17 protein-coding genes are annotated in these 14,682 nt (G+C 58.4%); 9 read left to right on the forward strand and 8 right to left on the reverse strand.

Annotated features, from left to right (window positions below; translation table 11 throughout):
- From ACLGL5_RS00540 to ACLGL5_RS00555, 4 genes are all read left to right on the forward strand, one after another.
- Positions 1 to 225: a DUF2274 domain-containing protein gene (locus ACLGL5_RS00540; RefSeq protein ID WP_494372716.1), complete on the forward strand. Its 225-nt coding sequence runs from the start codon at positions 1 to 3 to the stop codon at positions 223 to 225.
- A 557-nt stretch (positions 226 to 782) separates the two neighbouring features.
- Entirely contained in the window at positions 783 to 1,064 is a 282-nt protein-coding gene (locus ACLGL5_RS00545; protein ID WP_494372717.1) for a hypothetical protein, read from the forward strand.
- A gap of 492 nt (positions 1,065 to 1,556) precedes the next feature.
- On the forward strand, positions 1,557 to 1,805 hold the full coding sequence (locus ACLGL5_RS00550; RefSeq protein WP_494372718.1) for a DUF768 domain-containing protein: 249 nt from the start codon (positions 1,557 to 1,559) through the stop codon (positions 1,803 to 1,805).
- 448 nt (positions 1,806 to 2,253) lie between these two features.
- Positions 2,254 to 2,412: a hypothetical protein gene (locus tag ACLGL5_RS00555; protein ID WP_155249183.1), complete on the forward strand. Its 159-nt coding sequence runs from the start codon at positions 2,254 to 2,256 to the stop codon at positions 2,410 to 2,412.
- A 23-nt stretch (positions 2,413 to 2,435) separates the two neighbouring features.
- On the opposite strand, the gene ACLGL5_RS00560 is transcribed toward ACLGL5_RS00555, so the two are convergent.
- Positions 2,436 to 2,618: a hypothetical protein gene (locus ACLGL5_RS00560; RefSeq protein ID WP_019863686.1), complete on the reverse strand. Its 183-nt coding sequence runs from the start codon at positions 2,616 to 2,618 to the stop codon at positions 2,436 to 2,438.
- 44 nt (positions 2,619 to 2,662) lie between these two features.
- On the opposite strand from ACLGL5_RS00560, the gene xth reads away from it, so the two are divergent.
- Positions 2,663 to 3,454 (forward strand): exodeoxyribonuclease III, encoded by a 792-nt coding sequence (gene xth, locus ACLGL5_RS00565; RefSeq protein WP_199202392.1) that lies wholly within the window; start codon positions 2,663 to 2,665, stop codon positions 3,452 to 3,454.
- A 57-nt stretch (positions 3,455 to 3,511) separates the two neighbouring features.
- Here xth and ACLGL5_RS00570 read toward each other — a convergent pair whose 3' ends face one another.
- The 4 genes from ACLGL5_RS00570 to ACLGL5_RS00585 form a co-directional block, all read right to left on the reverse strand.
- The gene (locus ACLGL5_RS00570) at positions 3,512 to 4,111 is read right to left on the reverse strand and encodes a hypothetical protein (RefSeq protein WP_494372719.1); all 600 of its coding nucleotides are present in this window, start codon (positions 4,109 to 4,111) and stop codon (positions 3,512 to 3,514) included.
- Positions 4,112 to 4,132: 21 nt separating this feature from the next.
- Positions 4,133 to 4,876, reverse strand: coding sequence for a DUF4142 domain-containing protein (locus tag ACLGL5_RS00575; protein WP_027047859.1), 744 nt, complete (start codon positions 4,874 to 4,876; stop codon positions 4,133 to 4,135).
- A 1,040-nt stretch (positions 4,877 to 5,916) separates the two neighbouring features.
- Positions 5,917 to 6,306 (reverse strand): hypothetical protein, encoded by a 390-nt coding sequence (locus ACLGL5_RS00580; protein WP_064982017.1) that lies wholly within the window; start codon positions 6,304 to 6,306, stop codon positions 5,917 to 5,919.
- Positions 6,307 to 6,898: 592 nt separating this feature from the next.
- Entirely contained in the window at positions 6,899 to 8,293 is a 1,395-nt protein-coding gene (locus ACLGL5_RS00585) for a calcium-binding protein (RefSeq protein ID WP_494372720.1), read from the reverse strand.
- Positions 8,294 to 8,784: 491 nt separating this feature from the next.
- On the opposite strand from ACLGL5_RS00585, the gene ACLGL5_RS00590 reads away from it, so the two are divergent.
- Positions 8,785 to 8,988 carry a CsbD family protein gene (locus ACLGL5_RS00590; RefSeq protein ID WP_027047858.1) on the forward strand — a complete coding sequence of 68 codons (204 nt, stop codon included), beginning with the start codon at positions 8,785 to 8,787 and terminating at the stop codon, positions 8,986 to 8,988.
- Positions 8,989 to 9,862: 874 nt separating this feature from the next.
- On the opposite strand, the gene ACLGL5_RS00595 is transcribed toward ACLGL5_RS00590, so the two are convergent.
- Positions 9,863 to 10,270 carry a DUF427 domain-containing protein gene (locus tag ACLGL5_RS00595; protein WP_494372721.1) on the reverse strand — a complete coding sequence of 136 codons (408 nt, stop codon included), beginning with the start codon at positions 10,268 to 10,270 and terminating at the stop codon, positions 9,863 to 9,865.
- Positions 10,271 to 10,451: 181 nt separating this feature from the next.
- On the reverse strand, positions 10,452 to 10,598 hold the full coding sequence (locus ACLGL5_RS00600; RefSeq protein ID WP_020629183.1) for a hypothetical protein: 147 nt from the start codon (positions 10,596 to 10,598) through the stop codon (positions 10,452 to 10,454).
- A gap of 298 nt (positions 10,599 to 10,896) precedes the next feature.
- On the opposite strand from ACLGL5_RS00600, the gene ACLGL5_RS00605 reads away from it, so the two are divergent.
- The 3 genes from ACLGL5_RS00605 to ACLGL5_RS00615 all read left to right on the forward strand — a co-directional run bounded on the left by ACLGL5_RS00605 (position 10,897) and on the right by ACLGL5_RS00615 (position 14,193).
- Positions 10,897 to 11,892: a L,D-transpeptidase family protein gene (locus tag ACLGL5_RS00605; protein WP_019863674.1), complete on the forward strand. Its 996-nt coding sequence runs from the start codon at positions 10,897 to 10,899 to the stop codon at positions 11,890 to 11,892.
- Between the two features lie 831 nt (positions 11,893 to 12,723).
- Positions 12,724 to 13,431 (forward strand): thermonuclease family protein, encoded by a 708-nt coding sequence (locus ACLGL5_RS00610; RefSeq protein ID WP_494372722.1) that lies wholly within the window; start codon positions 12,724 to 12,726, stop codon positions 13,429 to 13,431.
- Between the two features lie 132 nt (positions 13,432 to 13,563).
- Positions 13,564 to 14,193 carry a class I SAM-dependent methyltransferase gene (locus ACLGL5_RS00615; protein ID WP_032921586.1) on the forward strand — a complete coding sequence of 210 codons (630 nt, stop codon included), beginning with the start codon at positions 13,564 to 13,566 and terminating at the stop codon, positions 14,191 to 14,193.
- On the opposite strand, the gene ACLGL5_RS00620 is transcribed toward ACLGL5_RS00615, so the two are convergent.
- Positions 14,187 to 14,504: a YMGG-like glycine zipper-containing protein gene (locus ACLGL5_RS00620; RefSeq protein ID WP_019863671.1), complete on the reverse strand. Its 318-nt coding sequence runs from the start codon at positions 14,502 to 14,504 to the stop codon at positions 14,187 to 14,189. The genes ACLGL5_RS00615 and ACLGL5_RS00620 overlap by 7 nt on opposite strands.
- Positions 14,505 to 14,682 lie beyond the last annotated feature (178 nt).

Consider the following 14,682-nt stretch of genomic DNA (forward strand, 5'->3'; position numbering starts at 1 on the left):
ATGGCCAAGCTGAAACTCGGTCCGATTGCAGATGACAAGCCGGTTAAGGTCACGGTGGAACTGCCTGCGCCGCTGCACCGCGATCTGTCCAGATATGCTGAGATCCTTGGCCGCGACGCGGGGCAGCCTTCCACGGATCCTCTTCGCCTGATTGTGCCCATGCTTGAGCAATTCATCGCGACGGATCGGGGCTTTGCCAGAGCCAAGCAGGAGCGGAAAGGTTGAGCGCCACGCCGCATGGCAAAACGAGCAATGCCAAAAAGACGCGGTCGCGTATAGTCATCAATATGCTTAAGACCGTTTGAAATGTCGGACGCGGTCTTCGAGAACAGCTCGATCGCCAACGCTGCTGCCAGTTCGCAGACGTGGGCGACAGGCGCCAAAGTCGATCTGTGATTGCTCAGCCTATCGCAGCCCCGTACTGGAGCCAAGGGACACAATACCCGCGACGAAATAAACGTATCGGGCAAGAACCACCGTCAACGCCGGTCGCGCACTCACCAACCTCGTAGCGGCCATGAAATGCGCGATTGGAGGTGTCCATCTCCAAGATAGACAGCGCGCGGCGCGATCCAGGTCGCGAGCGCCCTGGCAAGGACGAAGCCATACCCCGCGGGCCTTCAAGCGCCCAACGAGGAGGCCGCGGCGGCAGATGGGAGGCCGGAGGCCAGCGTCGAACAGGATAGCGGAGCCCGCGTCAACGGAACTTCCCGCGCGGAATGTCATTCTCAGAGAGACGCGCAAAGGACTTGAATATGGTTCTGGTGGAAATACTGCTCCCCTTGAGCGACAATTTCGGGACACCTTTCCCAACGACGCTTTACCGTGACGTTCAAGAACGCCTGGCCGAGAAATTTGGCGGGGCGACCGCTTACATGCGTTCGCCGGCCAATGGCTTGTGGCACGAAGGCGGAGGCGGCAGCCACCACGATGACGTCGTGTTGTTCGAGGTCATGGCCGAGACTCTGGAAGCCACGTATTGGCAAACAGTGAAGGGGAAGCTCGCCGAGGAATTCCGCCAGAACGATATTGTCGTGAGGGCGACCAATATTACGCGCCTCTAAAACCTTCGACGGGTTTTAAGATTTGAACGAACCTGTTTGCGTGATGCCGAGACTGCATCCCCGTCACTCTCATGTGCTGTTTTCGCAATTTGTCCGCAAAGCCGGAAGCAGGCTAGGACAGCGATCATTTCCTGTCTCGGAACCGTTCGCTTTACCGTTCGCAAGTGGGCTCGTTCAGCGTCATTTGTACGTTTTTTACCAAGCCAATGTCTGGGCTTGCGCGCTGGAACCATCCTGCGGCGGATCACATTTTGTGAAACAACCACAAGGGAGGTTTTCATGCGGAGAAAGATTGACAAACGTCGAATAAAACGCGCGGCCAGAGATGCCCACCGGATCATTCATGCCGACAAAAGGCTCAGGAATCCAGGACGGGAAGGTTGCGCGAACAGTGGCTTTCTGGGGCGATGAAAAGGCCAACACCCATAAGAGAACTGCATCACGGGCCGCCTCTCTGCAGGAGATGGAAAGGGAATTGCGTGGAGCAAAACGATGAGTGAACGCGGCGCAAAATTCCTTCGCCAATGGCTGATGAACAATATGTCGGGAATTGTTGGTGCCAATGTGGTCACGCTTGCTGAAGCAACGAAGAAGCTTCTCTCCGACGCCAAAGCGATCGGCATCCGTAGCGAGGAGCTCAAGCTAGACAACGGGAGCACGTACGAAGCAGTACTCGACGCGATCGTCCAACATCGGCAGGGGCAGATGTCTCGGGAGATATCCCGGCGAACACCAACGTGAGAAGGCTTGAACAATAGCCCGCGAACGCGACCATCAGACCTCCCGCTGTCTGAATTCACCGCTCGGAATGAAGCTGCCCGCTTCGGGGTGAGGAACGGTCCGGGCGCGCGTTTCCCGTCGCCTCTAGCCTTTCTTCAGGCCGTGATTAGCCCGCAGGAAGGGGAGAATCCATCTTCGGATCCATTATGGTGAAACGACAGCTCAGTGATGCCGTCGACAGGGAATTCGGCCCGGGCCACTCTCTCCCGCAGGCGGCACTCCTGCCGATAAGGATGGAATTTCGCCAGTCGAGCGGGAGCAACCTTCGCAACGTCCCTGCTCTGACCACGACGAATATCGAAAACGCTATAGGAACGGAAAGTCGCGCTTGAGCTTATGAATAAACGAACACGCGCGGCGTCAATTTTCTGCCCTGGTGAATTTGCAGACGGCACTCCGGAGACCGCCAATGCGGATGCATCTATTCAGAGACGAGCCCATCCATAAACCTGCCGCCGAGGTCAGGGCCGACGGCCTCAAGCGGATTGAAATAGACGCCGACTCCGACAGCCTCTGCCGCATTGTTGTCAACGCCATGGGAAATTTCGATGTGGGAGCGCGAACGTGAAATGTCAGCGCGCCGTTCACTTTTTACACCTGTGGATGGAGAGATACGATCTGCTGGACGGCCGGCGCGTGGGTAATGCGGACATAACGGAACTCGCCAAACGGCTCGCGGTCGAAGCAGAGGCGCAAGGCATCACCGACAAAGACATAGTCGAAAATTGGGATGATCTTCACAGCAGCCTTATCGATATCATGCGGCGACGTCATCCGGCTCCGAAGTCAACACAGTAGGTGGCCCCATGCGATCGAAAATGACCCGGGTGGCAACATTCAACGTGAATGGTGTAAACGGTCGGCTGCCTGTGCTGCTGAAATGGCTGTCGGAAACCGGTGCCGACATTGTTTGCCTGCAGGAGTTAAAAACCTCGGACGAGAAGTTCCCTGAAAAAGCGATCGAGGCCGTCGGTTACGGCGCGATCTGGCACGGTCAAAAATCATACAATGGTGTTGCCATCCTGGGCCGGGGGCAAGTGCCGCTTGAACGACGACGCGGGTTGCCGGGCGACCCGGACGACACCCATAGCCGCTATCTTGAGGCGGAGGTCGATGGCCTCGTCGTCGGTTGCCTTTATCTGCCAAACGGCAATCCAGCGCCGGGGCCAAAATTCGAATATAAGCTTAGATGGTTCGACCGTCTCATTGCCTACGGACAGCTACTGCTTGAGGAAAACGTGCCGACGGTTCTGTGTGGCGATTACAATGTCGTCCCAACCGAAATAGACGCGGTCGTGCCGCACCGCTGGGTTGGCGATGCGGTGTATTTTCCCGAGACCCGCAAGGCCTATGCTGACATGTTGGCCGGCGGATGGGTGGACGCCGTGCGCACAATACATCCGGAAAAAGGCATCTACACTTACTGGAATTTCACCTGCCGGGGAGGTTACGATCGCAGTTCTGGCCTGCGCATGGATCACCTCCTGGTGAGCCCCTCACTTTCCGGTCGGATACACTCAGCTGGCGTCGATGTTGAAGTGCGCGGATGGGAGAAACCAAGCGACCATGCTCCCGCCTGGGTTGACCTCAGCGGTCGCGAGCCGCTTTAGGCGCATTGGCTCTATAGCATCTAAGAGAAGAACAGGGCGGCTTCGCCGCCCTGCGGTTTACATCAGAGGTCGCGCCCGGGTCCCCCGCCGGAGGTCGTCGTCAGGATAGACGTCGGCCGCGGGATCGAAACCGGTCCAGCCGGCGGCTTCATACGCAGAGCGCCTGTCAGCGATGTCGACCGAGTTGTATTGCTTGAGGATCTGTTCGGCGTTCGGAACAAGACTGTCCTCGACCCTGGCTGTGACCATCGTTCCACCGCGACGGACACCCTCCGCATAGACATGGGCATCGTTTTCCGGGACACCGGCTTTGGTCATAGCCCCGATAATGCCGCCTGCGGCCCCACCAACCAGGGCACCACCGACCGCGCCGACAGCCGTGGCCGCCAGCCATCCAGCCGCAACGACAGGTCCAAGGCCAGGGATGGCCATCAACCCGAGGCCAGTCGCCAGGCCGCCGGCGCCGCCCACGACGGCGCCAAGGCCAGCTCCGGTGGCCGCATCCTCACCCGCCTCGGCGTCGTCGGCTTTGTACCACCCGGTCGCGTTGTTGGCCACGAGGCTGATCTCATCGCGAGGCACGCCAGTTGCCACAAGTTCGCCTACGGCATCGTTGGCGTCATCATAGTCGTCGAACAATCCCGTTACGGTTTGCATCGCATTTATCCTTTCTTTTGATCACTGAGTGTCGGCAACGACGTTGCCCTGATAGTCGAGAGCGACTGGAGTCGACTTGCCGTCCTTGCTCGCCGTCCCGCGCCAGATGCCCTTGTCGTCCTTCTTGAGTGCAGAGACGTCGGTATAACCGGCCTTCTGGATCGCGCTTTTTGCCTGGTCTTCGGTGAAGCTGTTGGCGCCGGGTACCGGAGCTGCGGGATTATTGACGCCGCTGGTTGAGACTGCGGGCGTTGTGCTTTCGTTGGCAGGCGCCTTGGTTTCAGCCTTCTGGATCATGTCCCGGTGCATCTTGAGTGTAGGCAATGTCTCAGAAGCGAAGGATTTCAGGGCGGCGTTGTCGCCATCCTTGGCGTACGCCTCGAACAGACTGACAGCATCGGCATGAGCAGCCTTCTGCATGACCGCATATGGCTTATCGACTGGTGCTGAAGCTGATTTCAGCTTGTCGAGGTCGCTATTGTGAGAAGCATCGAGATCGGCAGGCACCTGCAATTTCTGTTCGCCGGCGATGCTTTCGAGCTTGGCGTTGGCAGCCCCATGATCGGAGATCATCTTCTGGGCGAAGTCCTTCAGCGCCTGGTCCTGAAGCTTGTCTTGGACGACCTTGCTCGACTGGACCTCAAACATTCCGCCAATCGCGGCCTTGGTTACGAAGTCTTGCGCAGTCTCGGCGGCGAATGACGGCAATGCAAACCCCAGTGAGGTGGCAAGCGACAGAGACGTTAGGCGAAAGGTATTTCTCATGCAGCTACTCCTTTGTTGGAGACGACGATGAGAGCCAAACCTCCTGGCGATTGCTTGGTTCCAATGGCAGACAGATCGAGTCGATGTGAAGCTGGCGCGCAGGATCGGGAGCGGACGCGAAAGGCCAGGCGGAAGGATGCCTGACGAGTGCCACAACCCGCCGTTCTGTCAGGCGACGACATGAGCGACGTGTAGGCGCTGTCTTGGGAAGTCGCAGTGAGATTGCAGTGAGCGTAGTGCTTTATCGATCTGGCGCCTCGCCGGATGAACCTGCCATGGTTCGTGCGTCGGAATTGGCACCAACCAGGATCAATTATTCGGTCCCGTTTCAGCGAGGCGAAAGCTTGGCTTTGCCATCAGATCGAGGGCGGCGTCCTTTGCCATGGCCCCTGCACGCCCGCAACGACCGGTCACCCTAAAAACCAAGCTTAACCTTCGCGTAGCGCCGATGATCGCCAGGCGCGCTGGGAGGGCAGCAGCCCACAAAATCGCCGTGAGCCCGCTTAAAGAAATCCGGCGAACTCGCAGGTTGGGGCAGAACCTATCGCTTCACGCTGGTTGCTGACCAGCTTGTTCGGTGAAACTGTTCCCGAGGAGGACCGTATGGCGCGCAGGCAATGACCAAAAGACCAATATAGCAGCTTCCAGATCCGGTGAAAGTGCGGCCTCTCCCTGGAGGTACGAGCAGCCGAAGACGAACATCCTGGTCGCAATTCTATCGCCTGTGGCGAGACCTGCGGCCCGCGATTGATAACCTGACGCCTTCAGGGCAACGATTTGCGGCGACGGCTCGAACGGACTATAATTGATAATGAGCAAAAAGACCGATGATCTCAAGCGAGAGATTCAGAACGCTGTCGCTGTGTTAGGTGAATGCGAGGCGGCAATGTGTCTCGGAGAGAGCAGCCGCGCTCACGATTTGGTTCGAGATACGATTGTCAGGCTCGAAAGTTTGCTGCACGACGCTCAGAGCATCCCTCGCACTTAACCGGGCTGGACGGAGGGCGCCGCACCAAACGTGCCCCGTGTGCTGCAGAGGATCAAATGGATCGGCCGAAGTGACCGGAACTGCGAAGCTTTGCCAACAGCATCGCTGCCGTCCCTCGGAAATCAACGCGCGCATGCTCGCTAAGAGGAGATGATTCCCAAGCGGCCAGCTCCGCTACCAACACGGCGGTCTCGCCGTTTACCGACGCGCACCTCAAGTCTCCGGTCTTCTCCATCAAAATTATTGCGGTGCCAGCGTCGTCATATCCGATAGCGGCCATTCGTTGGACTTGGGTGTCACCATCGATACGAACGTCGAACAAGACCGTTCCGGATGTTTTCGCCGCAGCGTCAGCGACGCGATCGGCGAATGGCCGATGCATACCGTCGCCGTCGCAAAGCGACTGCTCGAATAGCACCATTTCAACATATCCTGCGACCATTCGGCCAAGGTGCCCGCATCACCTCGATTCGCAATGGGCGCGGCGGGGATATCCACACAGCATCCACGGTTAATTATTCTGGCGAGGGATCGCTCAAACCCATGGTGCGGATGGTCCACCTTCGTTTTTGAACTGAGGCTTTGCCGGACAGCTACAAATCAACTTCCAGCGCTGTCGGAAGCGGGTGAGGTTCCCCCGGACAGCGGGACGCGGGCGGAAGGTTCCGGCCCAACATTCCACCTAGTTGCTAATGATGAATTTTCGTGAACGGCAGCGCCAATCGATGAGCACGATGAAGGGGAACGGCCGGCCAACGTCGGAAGGCCTAGTCATGGTTTGTCAATCCGGCTCATCGATCAGCGCCTTCATTCTAGTCCGCCAAACGCGGCTCTGTTGGCCCTTCAACAACTTGGCCGTTCGATAATTGAATGAGGGAAATTGTAGCTGGGAATTAAACGCTGATGCGATCGTCGGTCACGCGCTTGATCATTCCCAGGCACCAATCATCTTCTGAGACGCACTTCGAGGGCCACAGACTTGGTCTGAGTGATTTGCGGGGCTTCGGTCAATGGCGGCCGTTCTAAAGGCCTTTTCAGATTAAGGCAGCGGGAAAATGGGCGAATTCTATGTGATGAGCACCTCCGGTGCCATGGTTGTCGAAAGAGAGCGCTCCGGTCGAACTGTTGTAGATGATATGGTCGCTACCATCATGCGAGCCCATGCCGGCGACGAGAGCGCTATTTGGTGGAGCGCCCGTGTGAAGCCCCAAAGCGTGGTCGAGATGAAACTTTTGTTGGGAGACGCTGAAGTCCGTAGGGCGGTCGGCACCGCGGGCCGCAAGAGCGCCTGCATCGAATGCGAAGGCATCCCTGCCGGTATCGGCCAGTGAGGCAAGTCCTATGCCCCTGCCGACACCGGCCGACTCTGTCACCCAGTGGTTGGCATTGGGGACATGATGGACGGCACCGGTTCCGTGGATCAAATCGGCACCATCAGAATTATGATGTCTACCATCGCTAGGATTGGCGACAACTGGAGTACTCGGTGTACTAGCGGTGCCAGGGCTCCCTTGGGTACCGGAGATATTGGGAGTGCTAGGAGTACTAGGAGTACTAGGAGTACTAGGAGTACTAGGAGTACTAGGAGTACTAGGAGTACTAGGAGTACTAGGAGTACTAGGAGTACTAGGAGTACTAGGAGTCCCAGAAATGCTCGGGGGAGGGGTTGCCGGGGCGCTTGCGGCGCTGCTGAGATTATGTTGCTGGAACAAGGCCTGGAGCGCCGGCGAGTCGCCAAGCGCGGTGTCGCCCTGTTGAGAACCCCAGGCATAGGCATAGTCGAAGGCGGGCGATGGCGCCGCCTTGGCCCAGTGGTCCAGCATGGTCTGCTCCTGGGCGACGCTGGGAAGGACATATTGGCCGCCCGTATCGGTGGTGTAGTTGCCGCCGCCGAACGTCTGATAAACCGGAACGATCTGGCTGAGCGGAACGCCCGAGGCAACCGCCGCGGCCACGGTCCTGTCGATCATGTTGTAGTCAACAGTGCTTGTGCCGGTGCGCACCGGGTAGGGATCCACGCCGTAATAGTCGATATGCGTGTTGGCGGGATTGAAAGTGTTTGAAAAATCGGGATCAGCCGAAGACCCCATGTTCATCATGGTGATGAAGGTCTTGGCGCCGGGCAGGTGGGTGTGGATCCAGTCGGATTCCGCCTTCAGATTGTCGGCTGTGGCATAGGTTCCCCATTTGCCCGTGGGATCGGGCTCGTCGACGAGGAAGAAGCCGAACGCCTTCGGATTGCCGATGAAGGGCGTGACTTTGTCAATGAAAGACGAGGTTGCGCCATTGGCTTCATCGAGCCAGACCAGACCTTTCGTGCCAGCCGGCAAGGCGTTGAGTTCGTCCACGGATGAAACGTCGACAAGATTGAACCCGGCGGTCGCGACGTCCGTCGCTGATCCGCCTGATGCATAATGGAGAGTGGCCATCCAATTTCCTTCGTCGGATTCGATAGCCCCCCACGCTTGCCTAGCTGAAAACGCATATTAGCGTACAATCAAATACAGGCACTCTTTGACAGATTCCTTGATCGTAGAAGGCCACAAAATAGGTTTTAGGTGTGCGAAGGGTTAGATAGCAGACCAGTGTCCCGGCCACCGCCAAGGTCGGCCTAATGAGGACTTACCATATTGATTGTATTGAGTATTTTCAAGTTCCATAATGTTTGTTATGCAACTTATTGCTGTAGCGGCTATTAACGATGCGACACACCTGGGCAATTTAGGTGCGCTTTCCGCATCCCGGGCTGGTCAACATATGGGGAGGAAGGTTGACGGCTTCGTCGATAGACGAATACACGCTGCCCATGATTCATTCGGCAACACGCGGGACTTTCGTGGATCGGGCTCGGCACCCCCGATTGCCTGGAACTTCCGCGGCAAAACGACGTTCGATCCTTTTTCGAATGAAGGAGGTCGTGATGGACTGGAACCGCGTTGAGGGAAACTGGAAGCAGGTCAAAGGCAAGGTCAAAGAACAGTGGGGAAAACTCACGGATGATGACCTTGATCGCATAGCTGGCAAACGCGATCAACTCGAAGGTAAGATCCAGGAGCGCTACGGCATCGAACGCGACCGCGCGCGTAGGGATATCGACGCCTGGTACACCAGGCAAGACTGGTAGGATAACTGCCCGCCGCCCTCTGTGGCGGCGGCTTATCTGCTATGCGTCGAGACCTGCAGCAAGCCCAAGCCGGTCCTGCGGGGCGCACCAGATTAATACAAATCCTATTTGAATCCGTGCCGGCGGCGGTCCTAGCAGAGCGATAGGCAAAAGCCCGCCGCCTGCAAGTTCTCACGGAGAAGCAAGAAGGGGACAAGTGCGGCCCCAATTTTCCAGCATGACTGTGTTCCAAATGCGGACCCGTCGCGCAAAGCGGTGCCGCGCGGGCAGTTAGGAAAGCGTGCCGTCATCATTCAGTACAGCGGTCACGAACGCCGGAGGATATGTGGAGGTGGAAGCCAACCGTTCCGTTGATTTCTCCCACGCCCGTTTCGACCGTCTTGACGCACAAAATCCTCATATCGCGCTCGGCCGCTGACCATATGGCTGGCCTGCATCAAAAACTCAGTTGTTCGTTAACTTGCAGGATCCTAAAAACAATCGGATTTTCGACTGCCCTGTTTTCGTGAGAGCGCCGATAATCTGGTACGGGAAATTGCTGATCTCGAGGACGCGCAGGGATTCCTGTACGAGTGGCTCAATTCGGCCCTTCGACAATCCTGAATAAACGCCTATTTCGACTCGATCCCTTGCTCAATCTCTACTTGCTCAATCTCTATTCCGATCGACTCGCCCTCACCGTGGACTGCATCTCGATCCCAGTCGTTGGTCTTATCCGGGGTTTTAGCAGCGGCCTTCCGGCTGGTCCGATCCCTGTCGTTGCGAGGCTTTTGTCCCGGAATATCGCGCGATGATTTTGGGCGCATTGATTAGTTCCTTTGCTGCGTCCACATGCCAAAACATGTCCGGCATTATCAGCTTCCCCATTACATGACTATTCGGGGAGGTGCGGGGTATGCTGCTTGTCCTCGGCCGGATCGGCGTCGATGCGGGCCTTGTGCGGGTCGAATGCGCCGTGCCGGGCGATGGCCAGGGCGGCCGTTTCGGGAGTCTCGTAGGCCCACATGAAATTGTCAGCCGATGCACCGGCTGCATGCACGCGCCAATAGCCGGCCGTGCCCCATGCAAACTCCGAGGTGGCGTTGGTTTTCTCGAAAAGCTCGAAATAGATGTCCTCGAACGGGATGTAAAAGACTGGATCTCGCCCGTCTTCGTAGAGCATTTTTGCGCACTCGCTTGACGCAACAATGGCGTCAGAGAATCTGACCGTCACCGTACCATGAAAGGGAAGGATGGCAGGCGCGGTCGGAGGATACTCGGGACTCGCTGGTGAGGTTTGCATTCTAGCACTCCTTGACTGCGTGTCCTGGAAACGTCGTGCAGCCGTGCCAGTTCCTGCCAACGGCGCAATTGGCGCAAAACCTTACACTACCTCTGTTCCTAGATGTTCAGTACCGGCACTTTGCTGGATCAGGTCGAGTTCGAAACCATCCCGTTGTCGATTGCCCCATCGGACTCGCAGGTCAGACCTCGAGGTGCGGCTCATGCAGGCGAAGTTGTAAAGCGGCGACGACGTGGCGCGACGATGCTTGGCTCTCGTCGTCGTAAGAGCGCTTGAGGATGGCGCCTCTGATGGTCTTGAGGATGGCGCCTCTGATGGTCCGGTTCATTCTTCCTCGAGGTGGCCTAGAGGCAGCGTCGTGCGACAGCGTCATTTTGCGGCGGAAAGCGACAATTGACCGCGGCCTCCAGAATCGCGAGCATCGCCGATGCCGGTTCTTTCGGGCCGGCAGGCAGGTCGGCGAGCGATGCTCGCCTCTTCCATCATGACCATCTTCTGGTTGACAGCGAAGCGCCTGGCCAGAGCCCCAGCGTATCCGAGGCCCGTTAAGCCGTTGGAGGAGCCTCATGGGCCGGAACCATATCGGCGTTGATGCGTCATAGAAACAGGTTCTGGTGGAGGCATCGATGGTCAGGCTCCTTCTCGTCGCGGCTGCGGCGCTTGCCCTCACTTGCGACGGGACAGCGGCGGCCAAGCTCGACTCCGCCACTGTCAATCAAGCGCAATTCTCACCCGAAAGATCGAAAGGCTTCAGCCCGGTTATCCTGAAGGCGCAGATACTTTTGGATCGCGCCCGTTTCTCGCCAGGCATGATCGAGGGCCGCTTCTCAGACAACGCCGCAAAGGCCATTAGGGCCTTTCAGACTGCGAACGGATTGTCCTCCGACGGCAAGCTTACGCCGGAGACCTGGGACAGGCTGACGGCAACCTCCACCAACCCAGTCGTGGTGAGCTACGAACTGACACGCAAGGATGTGAGCGGACCCTTTACCAAGCGCATTCCGGCGCGCATGGAGAAGATGGCCCGCCTGCGGACGCTCGGCTATCACAACGTGACGGAGAAACTGGCCGAGCGCTTCCACATAAGCGAGCAATTGCTCAGGAGGCTCAATCCGGGGATCGGGTTCATGAAGGCCGGCACTAAGTTGCTGGTTCCGGATATTGATCGGGGGGAATCTCCAGCCAGGATTGCCGGCATCGAGGTCGACAAGGGCGCACGCCTGGTGCGCGTTCTTGATCCTTCCGGTAAATGGCTCGCGGTCTTTCCCGCTTCCATCGGCAGCGCCGAGAAGCCGGCGCCGAGTGGCGAGGCGGAGGTCAAACGCGTCGCGCGCAACCCCACCTATCACTACGATCCGAACTTCGCTTTCAAGGGGGTCAAAGCCAAACGGCCGTTCACGATTGCGGCCGGACCGAACAATCCCGTGGGATCGGTCTGGATCGATCTGTCCATCGAGAGCTACGGTATTCACGGCACGCCCGAACCGGGCAAGATCGGCGCGACCTTCTCGCATGGCTGCATCAGGTTGACCAACTGGGATGCCGAGGACCTCGCGTCCATGGTGCAGAAAGGCACGAAAGTCAGCTTCAAGGACGAGACGGCGAGCGCAGGCGGCGAGTAGCTCGTAGCACAAGGATGCTCGGCCAACGGCTGGCCGGCTCATGAGCATACGAAAAAGTTCATATTTTTGCCCACCGCTGTTCGTAATCTCTGCTCCAGAACCTGTGTTCCTGCCTCGCCATATGTGAACACGGACAGTTACCGAACACCCGATATGATCCGTCTCGTTCAGACTGCAAGTCAGCCAGTCGTCTTAAAGCTTGCGACATGGATTTTTCCGCTCAAGGCTCCCGGCATTTCGACGGGCGACCTCAGTTCGGCAAGCGCCGGCTGCCACCTGCCGCGCAAAAGTTCGTCCGCTCCTGGCGATGGGGTGTGGGCCATGTCCTAACCAACTCGGCGAGCGTAGCCGAACGCCACCTACCCCAAATGCAGTTGCCTTCTCGACGCATTGCGTTTGGATAGGAAGCCATCAAGTCCAATGGCTCAACAAGTTCACCCGTCACTTGGATGAAAAGACGATACCGTATTGGCGCTGTCGCAACCAGCCGACCAAGCGGCGGCAAATCTCGGCTGGCAGTGGATAGCGATGACGCCGACGTCGGCAATCCACTTTTTCGAGGCCTTGCGAGCTTCAGTGTCCCTTGCGGCTTCTCGGCGTCGCTTCCTTTCTTCGGGCTCGGCATGTCGGGCAGCCTTTTCGATGCTCGGCCATCGGCGCCGAAAGATCCTTGTGCCGGTCAAAGCCAGTCACCGTAGTTCTGCCGAACGACTTCTTGACCGACGATCGGCGCGTCCGGACGTAGCTGAGGCCAAGTGCGGCCGCCCCTGCACTCGATGATAGTGTCACCATGTGCAGCCCGACGGGGACGTTCCGCGCGACGCAAACCTCGTGGTCCTGCACGAACTCGCTGCCAGTCAGGCTGATCGCGGACTGCTGATTGATACTTCCGACGGTGACGCCTTGGTCGAAGCCCACACCGACGCTGGTCAGGCCGCCGCTCCAAATCGGATATCCAATCCAAATGTAGAGCCCTGGCTCATCCAGCTTCACCAGAGCTCTGAGGCTCTTCGGCTGGTTGATGGCATCGGAAATCTGTTGGAAACCGGTTCGTGTAGCCTCGGCGATAAGCGGGGTATTAGCCGGGGTGATATTCACCGTCCCCTCGACGCAAGACATAAACTGGGCGCTCCCTCCGTCATTGACGGAGACACAATCGAAATTCACGGGCAGCGAATTCGCCTCAACGGCATCGACGCACCTGAGAGTGCGCAGCTCTGCCTTGACGCCTCCGGCAAGAAATATCGTTGCGGGCAAAGGGCGTCTCTCGCCCTGGCCGACTTCCTCGAGGCGCATCGCCCCATATCGTGCATCGAGGTCGACCGCGACCGGTTCAGACGCATGGTGGCCGTCTGCACGGCAGGAGGCGTCGATATCGGGGAATGGATTGTCAGGAAGGGCTATGCGGTCGACTGGCCGAGATACAGCGCTGGCTTCTATGCCAAGGCTGAGACTGACGCGAGGATCGCCAAGCGCGGCCTGTGGGCTGGAGCGTTCGACCGCCCATGGGAATGGCGCAAACAGATGACTGTTCAATAGGCTATCGCGCCCGGTTGTGCGTGCGGTCGATCATCCCCTGGCGCGCGTAGAGAGATAGGCTGTCCTGTCATCTTTTGCCCATTTGCCTAGGCTAGGCTGTTTTCACGGCGGGCTTTGGAGGAGGTCGATCTGATGACGACAAGCCTTGCCGGCACCCTGAAAAACCGCGGCAAACAGATGGCCAAACGCCTGCTTGGCTATGATTCCCGAAACTGGCTGCGTATCCGCCAGATCGAGGCGTTCACCGTCTTTCTGGAAGCCGGCAACCGCAAGGCCTCTGACGTCATCGAGATCTCGCCGGGCTGGAACCGCTATTGGCGGGCGATGTGCCCCAACTATCGCTCGGTCGATTTCCCGGCCTTCGACATCTGCAAGGACCGCACGGAGGAACAATATTCGATCGTCATCGCCGACCAGGTGCTGGAACACGTGCGGCGGCCGCTAGCGGCGGCCCAGAACATCCATGCCATGACCCGGCCCGGCGGCTGGGCGATGGTGGCGACACCATTCCTGTTCCGGGTCCATGCCCGGCCGCACGATTACAACAGGTGGACGCCCGCCGGCCTCAAGCAGCTGATGGTCGAGGGCGGCTTCCCCGAAGCCAACGTGAAGGTCCATGGCTGGGGCAACAAGGCGTGCGCCCGGGCTCACATCGGTGGCCCGGTACGCGCCTACGGCTTGTGGCGAGACCTCAACAACGATGAGGAATACCCGCTAATGGTCTGGGCCTTCGCAAAGAAGGAGCCAGCGGCCTCTCAATAATTGCCGTTGTAGTAGCGGTCGTCGCAGGGCGCGGTGTAGATGCGGCCGTAGCGGTCCTGGTATCGGCACATTTCTTCGCCGCGGCGCTGCGGCGTAGTGGCGGAACCGACGACGGCGCCAAGCAGCGCGCCGCTCGCCGCGCCGATGACCGTGCTCTTGGTGTTGCCACCGATCGCCTGGCCGACGAGTGCGCCACCGGCGCCGCCGATGAGCGCGCCGGTGGTAGCCCGCTGCTGGCCTTCGGTCTGCGACTGGCAGCCGGCAAGTGCGGCGGTCAGCAGCAATGCGGCTATGGCTTTGTGAAAGGTCATGTGAAGTCTCCCTTAAACGTCTGAAATCCCTATCGATCGTCCCGTGAGGCCGCATTGCGGCGGAACGGGGGCGCACACTCTCACGAAGTGAGTCAGGGTTTCCCATGAGTTGAAAGCCATGGTTTCCAAAGCGCAAAGGAGACTGGCATACCCGCTGATCTCAACGGCCGATATAGTT

Source organism: Mesorhizobium sp. U510 (assembly GCF_059180695.1).